The sequence below is a fragment of the Peribacillus sp. NPDC097675 genome (assembly GCF_050277655.1).
In the GTDB taxonomy this organism is placed as follows: domain Bacteria; phylum Bacillota; class Bacilli; order Bacillales; family DSM-1321; genus Peribacillus.
The window spans coordinates 82,535-94,399 of record NZ_JBNNSK010000001.1 but is presented as its reverse complement, the minus strand read 5'-3'; the positions used below and the strand labels follow the sequence as shown (position 1 = coordinate 94,399).

Here is an 11,865-nt window from a genome sequence, read left to right as displayed (position 1 = left end):
AATTTATGCTTCGTGATGATGGAATTGTTTTAAGAAACGAACATCGTTTGTATAGAAGTGACGGATATCATCCACACCGTATTTAAGCATCGCAATCCGTTCTACACCGATTCCAAAAGCGAATCCGGAGTATTTCTTTGAATCGAATCCGGCCATTTCAAGTACATTTGGATGAACGATTCCTCCACCGAGCACTTCGATCCATCCTGTTTGTTTACATACACTACATCCTTTACCGCCACAGATCTTACATGAGATATCCACCTCTACGGATGGCTCCGTGAACGGGAAGAAACTTGGACGAAGACGGATTTCCCGGTCTTGGCCGAATACCTTCTTGGCAAATACATCAAGCGTCCCTTTCAGGTCGCTCATGCTGATGTTTTCATCGATGACCAAGCCTTCAATTTGCTGGAATTGATGCGAGTGCGTTGCGTCATCATTATCGCGACGATACACTTTACCCGGACAAATGATCTTAACCGGACCTTGGCCTTTATGTTTTTCCATCGTTCTTGCCTGTACTGGAGAAGTATGGGTACGCATTAAAATCTCGTCTGTAATGTAGAAGGAATCCTGCATATCACGTGCTGGATGGCTCTTTGGCAAGTTCAATGCCTCAAAGTTGTAATAGTCCGTTTCTACTTCAGGACCTTCAGCCACGGTGTATCCCATACCGATGAATAAGTCTTCAATTTCCTCGACGACCCGTGTTAACGGATGAAGATTTCCTTTTTTGACCGTACGTCCTGGCAATGTGACATCAATTGTTTCTGTGGCAAGCTTTTTATTAACCGCCGCTATTTCAAGAGCTGCTTGTTTTTCCTCGATTTTCGAAGCGATTGCTCCACGGACTTCATTAGCTAGCGCCCCGATTTTCGGACGTTCTTCGGCTGAGAGTTTCCCCATTCCGCGCAATACCTCTGTAATCGGTCCTTTTTTCCCTAAATATGCAACACGGACTTCATTCAGTTCTTTTAGTTCGGAAGCTGTGGCTACTTTTTGCAACGCTTCTTCCTGCAGTTCTAGTAAACGTTCCTGCATCATGTCTTCCTCCTTTATTTTTCCTATTGTAAAAATGAACACAAAAAAACCCCACTCCCAGAAAGGGACGAGGTTTATGTATCGCGGTACCACCCTTATTAGTGCTATCAGCTAAAGCCTTAAGCACTCACTCATAAAAAATAACGGCTCTTCACCGGAACATTTTTCGGACAGTATGTCTTCCCAATGCCAACTCGAAAGGTGAATTCCCTTAAGCATTGCCATAAAAATGCTTTCAGTCACGGCATTTTTTCCCTGGTTATGGATGTCTTAAGTTACTACTCTTTGTCATTGTTGTTTTCATTATAAAATTCTGTTTCATTATATTATAAATTACCGGCCGTTTCAAATCGATTTTCTTAAATAATACATTAAAATACCTGCAGCGATTCCGACATTCAGTGATTCACTTTTCCCGTATATAGGAATATAAAGATTTTTCGTCGTCTTCGCCAATAATTCCTTGGAAACTCCCTGGCCTTCATTACCGACGAGCAGTGCAAATCGAGAAGATTTTTCCACCTCTTCAAAGGGCGAACCCCCTTCTAGTGCCGTACCGTAAACCGGTATGCCTTTTTGCTTCAGTTCATCCATGATTTCGGAAAGATTCCCTTTAACCACTGGCATATGAAACAGGCTTCCCTGCGTGGAACGGACCACTTTCGGGTTATATAGGTCAGCACACCCTTCTCCTAGAATGACAGCATCGATTCCAGCTGCATCAGCTGTCCGGATCATCGTGCCGATATTGCCTGGGTCTTGTACCGCATCAATCAACAGTAGTTTGTCCGGATTAATGGAAGCCATGCTAATCGTTTTCTGTTCACAAACAGCGGCTATTCCTTGTGGGCTTTCCGTATCGCAAATTGCTTTCATGATATCTGTTTTGACATAGATGACATCCGTACCTTCTAGCGAAAAATGGGCCGGCATCTCTGTTTCTTCATTCATGATGACTTCCATGACGATTTCTGCCTTCAATGCCTCTTCCACAAGATGAAAACCTTCCACTAAATACTTACCGGTTTTATCCCGTTCTTTTTTTGTTAATAATTTCTTCCACTGCTTCACTTGAGGGTTTTTTACAGACTCAATATATTTCAAGGTAAACGCTCCTTTAATTTTTCACATTAATTATCCTATTATAACGTAATTAGCATACATATTGCATGCCTGTTTGTGAAATGCTATTCCTGTGAGTCATTATGTGTTAGAGGAGGAAATTTTGTGAATTTAAATTTACGCAATGCCATTATTCAGAATGTATCTGGGAATACGCAAGAACAACTAGAAGACACGATAGTCGACGCAATTCAAAATGGCGAGGAGAAAATGCTGCCAGGTCTAGGTGTATTATTCGAAGTCATCTGGGAAAACTCAACCGAAGAGGAAAAGCAGGAAATGATAACGGCACTCGAATCTGGTTTAAAAAAATAACAGCCATTAACGGCTGTTATTTTTTTTGGCTTATAGATGATCTGTGTTAATGCGGTTTTTGATATATTTATCAGTTAAATCAGGATTATCATCGCTATCTTGAGGCACTTTTCCTTCAGGAGGCAACGTGGTACGATTTAGTGAATCACCTGCATTCAATGCCTTTTTGGTGTCTGCGGAGAATGGATCGATGTGAGGATCACTTGCTATCGTTCCCTCATAATCCTTAGGGATAGGTTTTTTATACTGCTCCGAAGAATTAGATCTGATTTCTTTGTTCTGGTCCCGTTTTGTGCCTACCTCTTGATCACCAAATATATTGGCAGAATTCCCATGAAGCTCTTCGTTCTTGCCCGGCTGTGTATCTACTTCACTTGCTTGATAGGCATTTGCCGTCGTTTCCGGAAAAAGATTCGGGTCCGGATTATTCACGATACCGGTTTTAAGTGGGTTGTTTTCTTGGACGCTAATATGTTCCTCAGTATCTATAGGCGTCTCGTCATCAAGAAGAATCAGGAACTTTCCAGCTTCGACTTCATTTATATAAGCGGTGGCTTCACTATCGGTAAGACCAAGATTTCCTAAACGATTCCTGATATCGCTTGAGCCTTCATTCAAGAAGAAATGCTTCACTTTTTCAATAAAGGAGTCATCATCCTCGTTCGTGATAATATCCACGTCCGCGTTTTGACCCTTACTCACAAAAGCCACATCTTCTTTCCTATTCGTGATGACGGTAATTTTTTCACTGTCCCAGCCTTTTAAATGGAGCGACTGAATCTCTTTGTTTACTTCCGAACTAGAATCATAAACACCATGCAATGTTTTTGCCATGAACTATTCCTCCTTTTGTAACAGTACTATTTAATCTTGTTATACCCTAACCACCTAAAATTAAACAATATGGACTCTTTCAAATCGGTCAACAACCCCATCCCACAAAACAAAAAAGAACCTGCAGTATCAGAAAACTGCAGGTCCATTCTCTTGTTTTAATGAATACTCTTATCGAATTTTTGATTGTTCATCAAGAGTGTCCGTACTTTTCTTCTCTACAAATGGCGCTTCGTCGGCGTCGGTATTAGGATAATCTTTATCCATCACTGTATACGTTTTATCGAAGGCATAATTTTTATTTGTTGCACCACCACTTTTTTTACGTGCAGTAGGACTATCATGATTATCACGTAAAGTTTCACGGTCATTCTCATCAAATGTTGTGACAACATCATTCTTGTCAAATGCTGTTACACTATCATTTTTTTCACGTACAATGGAAGAGTCACTGCTATCGAGTTGAATATCTTCTTTTTTGAGCGTATCTTGCACTTGTTCTGTTTCTTCTACCACTTGTTTGTTGATTACAATTTCATCCGTGACAACTGGTTTCTTTGTCACTTCTAATTTTTCCTCAACTACTGGAATTCGTACAGTTTCACCATCTTTAATAGTTTCTGTTTCTAGTCCACTTTCTTTTCCTGTAACAGGGCGACGTTCGATTGTTACTTCTTCGCGTTCGACTGGTACGTTAATTGATTTAGGCTGTTCCTTCACTTCTTTATCAATGACCACTTCTCCAGCCTGAACTCTTTCTTTATCAATATTCAGCTGTTCTTCACGCAGTCTGATTGTTTTTTCATCTTCTGTCGTTCCACGACCATGTCCATTTAGGACGGTAGTGTCTGTGTCATTCAAACGACCGTTTTGGACGGTTTCGTTGAAAAGAGGATTTTTCGAGTTAGTATCCACTGTTTCGCCTGTTCTAAGAGAACTATCTTCTGTTCCCGCTTTGAATGAATCTCTTGGTGAAGTTAGATGACCTGCATTTTCTTCAACTAAAACCAACATTTTTCCACGTTCCACATCATACACGTATTCAGCCGCTTCACTATTGGAAAGTCCTGCGTCCGCTAGTCTAGTAGAAAGATTCGCACTCTCATCTGGCATGAAGAACCGTGCCACCTTGTCCATGAAAGTATCTTCAGTTGTTACATTCGTTATGGTATGAACATCCGTTTCCCTTTGTCCATTTGTAAAGTCTAATGTTTCTTCCTTGTCTGCTACAACTGTTATATCTTCTCCTTCAAAGCCTTTCGCTTTAAGTGCATTGATTGCTTGAATCACTTCTGCATTGGATTCGTATACTCCATAAACTGTTTTATTCATATTAAATTCCTCCTTGTGTTAGATTATTCTGTTTGGTAGTTGCTATATTTAGAATGTACCCGCTTGGTTGTTAACTAAACGAAGGTGCATATTACATTTTTGTTATAACATTACATTATGTTCTCAAAAACGAATGGACCCCTTTACTAATCCCATCGTAACAAGGTATTCCCGATTTATATTAATGTAATGTTTAAACTCGTCTTTCGATTCTACTAGATTGCCGAGTCCCCCTTTCTTTCACTTTCTCCTATTAATATTAAGCGCCACACTTCAAAAACTAGATTTAAAAATAGAAAAACCCATCCGACTGGGCGATGAACACCGAATCGGATGGGCTGTTTCTTTATTAGGGAATCATCCAAGCAAGGAAGCCATTTTGCAAGAAGGTTATGATACAAACGAGAAGTAATAAGAATAAGCTATGCTTGAGCGTAAATCTCAGTAACTCTGACTCCCTTCCAGCTAAGCCGACTGCTGCACAGGCGATGGCAATTGACTGAGGGGAAATCATCTTGCCGGTTACACCACCGGACGAATTCGCCGCAAGCGCCAGAACGGGCTCCATTCCAATCTTTATAGCGGTAACTTTTTGCAGACCACCAAATAATAGATTCGCAGACGTATCTGATCCTGTTATGAACACACCTAACCAGCCGAGAACTGGAGCGAAAAACGGGAAAAAGTCTCCTGTTTTTGCCAGTGTCATTCCCAAAGTCGTCGACATCCCAGAAGAATTCGTCACGTAAGCGAAAGCAACAACGGATGAAATCATTAAGATAGGCTTTGCTAATTCTTTCATCGCTTCAACAAAGGTAGCCAAGAAATCTTTTGAGGACATATGTACAATGAACTTTGTCACAATCGCAGCCAATAAAATAGCCGTTCCTGCTGCTCCTAGCAGTTCAATTTTATAAAAAGCGGCAATGGGTAGGCCCCCACTTCCTATAATCTCATTATGAAGACCGGGCACTTCAATTTGGAAGGTTACTATTTTACCAATCTCATTGATTCCCTTCAAAAATGCATTAGTTCCTTCATAATGACCGGATAGTGCCGGTTTTATTGGATTCATTCCCCAAATGGTAATGAAAAGCGTTAACAATAGGAATGGAGACCATGCATGGAATACCTGCCATTTCGTATACTTTTTTTCTGTCTCCCTAGGAGAAGCAGATTCTTCAACAGCAGCTGCTGTTTCTTCAGACTTAAATCGAAAGATCGTTTTGGGCTTCCAAAATTTCAAAAAGATAGCCAAAGCGAACAACGATACTAAAGCCGAAAGAATATCCGGTAGTTCCGGTCCAATAAAATTAGAACTTACGTATTGCGTTATTGCAAAAGATAGGCCGGAAACCACGATAGCGGGTAACACCTCAATCGTCCTTTTCCATCCCGACATAATCAAGATAAGGTACAGCGGGATGAAAGCCGAAAGGAAAGGTAACTGGCGGCCGACCATTTTTGAGATTTCCATGGCAGCAATTCCCGTAGGCCCCTCCATGGCAATAATCGGGATCCCTACAGCGCCGAAAGCGACCGGTGCCGTATTGGCGATTAAACAAATCCCTGCTGCATATAGCGGATTAAATCCTAGCCCCACTAAAAGAGCCGCAGAAATGGCAACTGGCGCTCCAAATCCAGCAGCCCCTTCTAAAAAGGCGCCGAATGAAAAGGCCACCAATAAAGCTTGAAGCCGACGATCTTCTGTAAGGGAAAGAACCGAAGATCGGATAATATTAAATTGTCCACTTTTTACGGTCATCTTGTACAAAAATACGGATGTAATAATGATCCATCCAATAGGCAACAGTCCATAAACGGCACCTTGTGAAGCAGACATCACGACTTTTCCTACAGGCATTCCATAAGCAAAAATGGCAACTGCAAAGGCAACAAGCAATGTCGTCAAACCAGCCATGTATCCTTTCATCCGCTTGATGGTCAGAGCCCAGAAAAAGTATAAAATAGGAATAAGAGCTACCAGAGATGATAGTACCAGGTTATCAATAATCGGTGTAAAATTTTGCGTCCATGCCATTTGTTTCGACTCCATTCACCATATTTTTTTAACTTTCAGTTATTTATGTGCAGTGAAAACCCTTTCAAAATCATATTTTCGTAGTCATCAGATGACTTGATGATTATTAATATAAGGTAAATGATTGGAAATGGAAAATCAAGGCTTTTTTTATTTTCTATCATTTTACTTATCTACAGATGAGGAGTCAGAATGTGTTATATAATAAATATAACTAGAGAAATGCAAAGAAAATTGAGGTGTATGTTACTTGGCCTACAAAAAAATAAAGCCAAAGAAAATTTATGAAGAAGTAAGTGATGAAATTTATGAAATGATTCGTTCCGGTTCTTTAAAACCGGGTGATAAATTAGATTCCATTCAACAGCTCGCGGAGAATTTCCAAGTCGGGCGCCCTGCTGTTCGTGAAGCATTAAGTGCACTTAGCTCTATGGGGCTCATCGAAATCAAGCAAGGCGAAGGAACATTCGTTAAAACATTCGATCCTAGCATCATGAACTACCCCTTAACTACGGCTCTGTTGATGGATAAGGAGAACATTAAGCATTTGCTCGAAGTCCGAAAGATCCTTGAATCTGGTACCGCTGAAGTGGCCGCAAAAAAGCGGACAAACGATGACCTGGTTGAAATTAAGGCGAAGCTTTCGGATATGCAAAAGGTAGCCGACGATGAAGAATTGAGTGATAAAGCAGATATAGCCTTCCATGTTGCCATTGCGAATGCTTCTAAAAACGAGTTACTTATTACATTGATGAGTCAAGTGTCTGTCATGATGACGGAAAAGATGCGTGACATTCGACGACTGGCTCTCTATTCAGAAGAAATGTCACTTAAACGACTTTATCAGCAACATAGCCAGATTTATGAAGCAATCGCCAATAGGGATGAAGCTGGAGCCCGTCATGCGATGCTTTTACATTTACAAAATGTCGAAGAATCATTTGATAAGTTCATTCTACAAACCATTGAGGGAATATAAGATTAGGACTTTTTTAAAAAATAAACTATACAAAATATAAAGAATTTGATATATTATTCTGAAAACGGTTCCAATATTTTAGGGAAAATGGCATGTTCTTCAATCCATTTCCTTTTTCTGTTTTAGTCATCAGATGACCTGTTAACCTGTTCGAAAAAGGAGGAAAATATTTTGAAAGTGACTCTATTTGCCACATGTTTAGTGGATTTATTTCAATCCAATGTTGGAAAAGCAACGGTGGAACTGCTTGAAAGGCTAGGTTGCGAGATTGACTTTCCAGAATCACAGATTTGCTGTGGACAACCGGCCTATAACAGTGGGTATACGAAAGCTTCTAAAGAAGCGATGAAAAAAATGATTCAAACATTCGAGGATGCTCAATATATCGTCACCCCTTCCGGTTCTTGTGCTGCCATGTTCAAAGAATACCCTGTCCTTTTTAAAGGGGATCCTATTTGGGAAAAGAAAGCCTCTACATTAGCAAATAAAACGTATGAGTTGACTCAATTCATCGTAGATGTATTAAAAGTAACGGATGTGGGTGCCAAACTTGAAGGGAAAGCGACCTATCACACTTCCTGCCATATGACTCGGTTGCTCAAGGTAAAAGAAGCTCCGGCCATTCTATTGAGCCATGTGAAGGGACTCGAAATGACACCGCTTCCGGATGCCCAGAATTGTTGTGGATTTGGCGGAACCTTTTCTGTCAAGATGGGCGATATTTCCGGACAAATGGTGGAAGAAAAGGCCTGTAACGTGGAAGATACCGGTGCGGACTTTCTTATCGGTGGAGACGCTGGATGCTTAATGAATATCGGAGGCCGTATCCAACGTAAGGGGCAGCCCATCAAGGTTTTACATATTGCTGAAGTATTAAATAGTATTTAAAAGAAACCAAGGAGGCAAAACGATGTCTATGAAAACCAGTTCCGCCAAGTTTAAAGACCGAGTGGATGAAGGAATACAAAACGACTTTATGCGGTTGGCCGTATCGAGTGCCCAAGAACGTTTACATGGACGCCGGCTAACCGCCGTTGATGAATTAGGAAACTGGGAGGAATGGCGCTCACTCGGTGAAGAAATTCGCCAGCATGTTCTCAGTAACCTTGATTTCTATTTGCATCAACTTGCCGAAAACGTATCCAAAAGGGGCGGTCATGTCTTTTTTGCGGAAACGGCCGAAGAAGCCAGTGGATATGTTAAGGACGTCATCGAAAAAAAGAATGCCAAGAAAGTCGTGAAGTCCAAGTCCATGGTCACGGAAGAAATCAATTTGAACTCCACTCTTGAATCAGCTGGAGTTGATGTCATCGAAACGGACCTTGGCGAATATATCCTGCAACTTGATGACAATGACCCTCCTTCACATATCGTGGCGCCCGCTCTTCATAAAAATAAAGAACAAATTAGAGATGTCTTTAAAGAAAAGCTTGCCTATTTGAAAACTGAAAAGCCGGAAGAGCTGACGGACCATGTACGCGGAATTCTGCGGAAAGAGTTCTTGAGTGCCGATATTGGAATCACCGGCTGTAACTTTGCCATTGCAGAAACCGGATCCATCGGTTTGGTGACGAATGAAGGTAACGCGGATTTAGTAACAGCACTTCCAAAAACTCAAATTACCGTAATGGGGATGGAGCGGCTCGTCCCGACATTCGATGAGTTTGAAATTCTCGTCAGTTTATTGACCAGGAGTGCAGTCGGCCAGAGATTGACCAGCTACATTACCGCCCTTACCGGACCGAGAGATGAAGGCGACATTGATGGCCCCGAGGAATTTCACCTTGTTATCGTGGATAATGGACGTTCCAAGATTTTAGGGACTGAATTCCAATCGGTACTTCAATGCATTCGCTGTGCCGCATGTATTAATGTCTGTCCGGTCTATCGACAGGTTGGCGGCCATTCCTATGGTTCGATTTATCCCGGTCCAATTGGAGCGGTGCTATCACCACTTCTTGGAGGGTATGAAGATTATAAGGAATTGCCTTATGCCTCAACACTTTGTGCAGCCTGTACTGATGCCTGCCCAGTAAAGATTCCGCTTCATGATCTGTTGAGGAAACATCGTGAAGTCATTGTTGAAAAAGAAAAGATGGCTCCATTTTCTGAAAAAATGGCCATGAAGGCATTCGGAATTGGTGCTGCTTCTCCAATGCTATATAAATTAGGATCGAAAATGGCTCCTTCAGCCATGTCTCCCTTCAAGACGGGGGATATTATTTCAAAAGGACCAGGGCCGCTTAAATCTTGGACGGAAAGCCGTGAATTCCCCGCTCCAAATAAAGAAAGTTTCCGTGATTGGTTCAAGAACCGTGACAAAGGAGGGCAATCATCATGACAGGAACCATCCAAAACGAGGATACTTTTTTAGCGAAAATAGCCAAGAATTTAGGTAGGGAACCCATTACAGAAGGGATATCCCGTCCCGTCTGGAAACATGCTCCACAGATGGAAGTCCTAAAAAATGCGACGCAAGATGAACTTGTCGAGGAATTACGAGAACAGAGCACACGGGTTCATACCAAGGTTCACCTTACCGATTCAAGTCAAGTTGCACATGTTTTGCAACAGGTCATTGAAGAACTTGGACATGGACCTGTCATCATACCGAAAGATCAAAGATTCCTAGATTATCAACTAATGGACGTGTTGAACGGTAACGGCGTCCATGTGTGGGATCATCAGATTGGAAGAGAAAATATTGAACGGGCTGAACGGGCCAACATCGGCATTACTTTCAGTGAGATTACGCTCGCTGAATCTGCCACAGTTGTTCTATATAGCGACAAGGACCACGGCCGTTCCATTAGCTTCTTACCTGCCTGCCATGTTTCCATCATTCCAAAGAGTAGCATCGTCCCGCGGATGACCCAGGCAGCTAAGGCTCTAAGGTCCAAAGTTGAGCAAGGAGAACTCGTTCCTTCTTGCATTAATTTCATTACAGGGCCTAGCAACTCCGCTGACATCGAAATGGATCTAGTTGTAGGTGTGCATGGCCCGATTAAAGCCGTCTATATTATCGTTGACGATAAATAAAAATCATAATAAATGGAGAGCTCCTTTAATTAGGAAGCTCTCCATTTTTCTTTGGTTATTCGTAGATGATCCGGTCCACCGCTTCTCGGTCGAGGCGCTTGATCACTTCAACTATAAGTTTGACGGCATTTTCATAATCATCACGGTGTAGCATAGCAGCATGGGAATGTATATAGCGCGTTGCAATCGTAATGGCTAATGCAGGCACTCCATTTGCTGTTAAGTGAATGGAGCCGGCATCCGTCCCACCACCTGGGATCGATTCATATTGATATGGAATATTCATTTCGTCAGCCGTGTTGGTAACGAAATTACGTAATCCCTTATGAGCCACCATCGATGCATCATAAATGACGATTTGCGGGCCATTTCCCATTTTACTCATCGCCTCTTTATCGCTCACACCAGGCGTATCCCCCGCAATGCCTACATCAACGGCAAAGCCGATATCAGGTTGTATTTTGAAAGTAGATGTTTTAGATCCTCTCAGGCCGACTTCTTCTTGTACTGCTCCGATTCCATACACTACGTTCGGATGTTCGCTATCCTTCAATTGTTTCAGTACATCAATCGCGATGGCGCAACCGATTCGGTTGTCCCATGCTTTCGCAAGCAGCATCTTATCATTATTCATGACCGTGAATTCGAAATAAGGCACCACCATGTCGCCCGGCTTAATACCCCATCCTTGTGCTTCTTCCTTACTGGTCGCTCCGATATCAATGAACATATCTTTAATCTCTACCGGCTTTTTCCTCGCTTCCGGTGTTAAGATGTGCGGCGGTTTTGACCCGATGATACCTGTCACGTCACCTTTGCCCGTCACGATTGTCACACGCTGTGCGAGCATGACCTGTGACCACCATCCTCCAACCGGCTGAAAACGTAAAAATCCTTTATCGTCGATTTGGGTAATCATGAAACCGACCTCATCCATATGTCCCGTCACGACAATCTTCGGCCCATTTTCCTCACCTGTTTTCTTAGCAATCAAACTTCCCAATCCATCGGTAGATATTTCATCCGCATATGGAGTTATGTATTCAGTCATGATCTTTCTTACTTCACTTTCATTTCCTGCAATCCCTTTTGCATCCGTTAAATCTTTTAACATCTTTAGCGTTTCATCTAATTGAACCATTCCCATTCCCATTCCCCC

At 42.0% G+C, this 11,865-nt stretch carries 11 protein-coding genes and 1 other annotated feature; of the genes, 5 read left to right on the top strand and 6 right to left on the bottom strand.

Going from position 1 to position 11,865, the window contains the following annotated elements; genetic code table 11:
- Positions 1–3: 3 nt before the first annotated feature.
- On the bottom strand, positions 4–1,044 hold the full coding sequence (gene pheS / locus ACQKL5_RS00445) for a phenylalanine--tRNA ligase subunit alpha (RefSeq protein ID WP_427605922.1): 1,041 nt from the start codon (positions 1,042–1,044) through the stop codon (positions 4–6).
- A gap of 60 nt (positions 1,045–1,104) precedes the next feature.
- Positions 1,105–1,345, bottom strand: a binding site (T-box leader).
- A gap of 44 nt (positions 1,346–1,389) precedes the next feature.
- The gene (locus ACQKL5_RS00440) at positions 1,390–2,148 is read right to left on the bottom strand and encodes a TrmH family RNA methyltransferase (RefSeq protein ID WP_427605920.1); all 759 of its coding nucleotides are present in this window, start codon (positions 2,146–2,148) and stop codon (positions 1,390–1,392) included.
- Positions 2,149–2,271: 123 nt separating this feature from the next.
- On the opposite strand from ACQKL5_RS00440, the gene sspI reads away from it, so the two are divergent.
- The gene (sspI, locus tag ACQKL5_RS00435; protein ID WP_402960734.1) at positions 2,272–2,481 is read left to right on the top strand and encodes a small acid-soluble spore protein SspI; all 210 of its coding nucleotides are present in this window, start codon (positions 2,272–2,274) and stop codon (positions 2,479–2,481) included.
- A gap of 30 nt (positions 2,482–2,511) precedes the next feature.
- On the opposite strand, the gene ACQKL5_RS00430 is transcribed toward sspI, so the two are convergent.
- The 3 genes from ACQKL5_RS00430 to ACQKL5_RS00420 form a co-directional block, all read right to left on the bottom strand.
- Positions 2,512–3,315 (bottom strand): general stress protein, encoded by an 804-nt coding sequence (locus tag ACQKL5_RS00430; RefSeq protein ID WP_427605917.1) that lies wholly within the window; start codon positions 3,313–3,315, stop codon positions 2,512–2,514.
- A gap of 171 nt (positions 3,316–3,486) precedes the next feature.
- Positions 3,487–4,647 (bottom strand): YsnF/AvaK domain-containing protein, encoded by a 1,161-nt coding sequence (locus ACQKL5_RS00425; RefSeq protein ID WP_427605915.1) that lies wholly within the window; start codon positions 4,645–4,647, stop codon positions 3,487–3,489.
- Positions 4,648–4,996: 349 nt separating this feature from the next.
- Entirely contained in the window at positions 4,997–6,688 is a 1,692-nt protein-coding gene (locus ACQKL5_RS00420) for an L-lactate permease (RefSeq protein ID WP_427605913.1), read from the bottom strand.
- Positions 6,689–6,938: 250 nt separating this feature from the next.
- Here ACQKL5_RS00420 and ACQKL5_RS00415 point away from each other — a divergent pair, with 250 nt between their 5' ends.
- The 4 genes from ACQKL5_RS00415 to ACQKL5_RS00400 all read left to right on the top strand — a co-directional run bounded on the left by ACQKL5_RS00415 (position 6,939) and on the right by ACQKL5_RS00400 (position 10,706).
- Positions 6,939–7,667, top strand: a complete 729-nt coding sequence (locus tag ACQKL5_RS00415) for a FadR/GntR family transcriptional regulator (RefSeq protein WP_427605911.1) — start codon at positions 6,939–6,941, stop codon at positions 7,665–7,667.
- A gap of 171 nt (positions 7,668–7,838) precedes the next feature.
- Entirely contained in the window at positions 7,839–8,555 is a 717-nt protein-coding gene (locus ACQKL5_RS00410; RefSeq protein WP_427605909.1) for a (Fe-S)-binding protein, read from the top strand.
- Positions 8,556–8,577: 22 nt separating this feature from the next.
- Positions 8,578–10,008, top strand: coding sequence for a LutB/LldF family L-lactate oxidation iron-sulfur protein (locus tag ACQKL5_RS00405; RefSeq protein WP_427605907.1), 1,431 nt, complete (start codon positions 8,578–8,580; stop codon positions 10,006–10,008).
- A complete protein-coding gene (locus tag ACQKL5_RS00400) occupies positions 10,002–10,706 on the top strand; it encodes a LutC/YkgG family protein (RefSeq protein ID WP_427606583.1) in 705 nt (234 codons plus the stop codon). Before ACQKL5_RS00405 ends, ACQKL5_RS00400 begins: the two co-directional genes overlap by 7 nt.
- A gap of 55 nt (positions 10,707–10,761) precedes the next feature.
- Here the strand turns inward: ACQKL5_RS00400 and ACQKL5_RS00395 are convergent, their stop codons facing one another.
- A complete protein-coding gene (locus ACQKL5_RS00395) occupies positions 10,762–11,847 on the bottom strand; it encodes a M42 family metallopeptidase (RefSeq protein ID WP_427606582.1) in 1,086 nt (361 codons plus the stop codon).
- Between the last annotated feature and the right edge of the window lie 18 nt (positions 11,848–11,865).

Excerpts from the sequence above, each read along its gene's own strand:
- ACQKL5_RS00425 (WP_427605915.1), bottom strand. The coding sequence starts at position 4,647 with ATGAATAAAACAGTTTATGGAGTATACGAATCCAATGCAGAAGTGATT.
- ACQKL5_RS00395 (WP_427606582.1), bottom strand. The coding sequence starts at position 11,847 with ATGGTTCAATTAGATGAAACGCTAAAGATGTTAAAAGATTTAACGGAT.
- ACQKL5_RS00430 (WP_427605917.1), bottom strand. The coding sequence starts at position 3,315 with ATGGCAAAAACATTGCATGGTGTTTATGATTCTAGTTCGGAAGTAAAC.
- pheS (WP_427605922.1), bottom strand. The coding sequence starts at position 1,044 with ATGCAGGAACGTTTACTAGAACTGCAGGAAGAAGCGTTGCAAAAAGTA.
- ACQKL5_RS00420 (WP_427605913.1), bottom strand. The coding sequence starts at position 6,688 with ATGGCATGGACGCAAAATTTTACACCGATTATTGATAACCTGGTACTA.
- ACQKL5_RS00405 (WP_427605907.1), top strand. The coding sequence starts at position 8,578 with ATGTCTATGAAAACCAGTTCCGCCAAGTTTAAAGACCGAGTGGATGAA.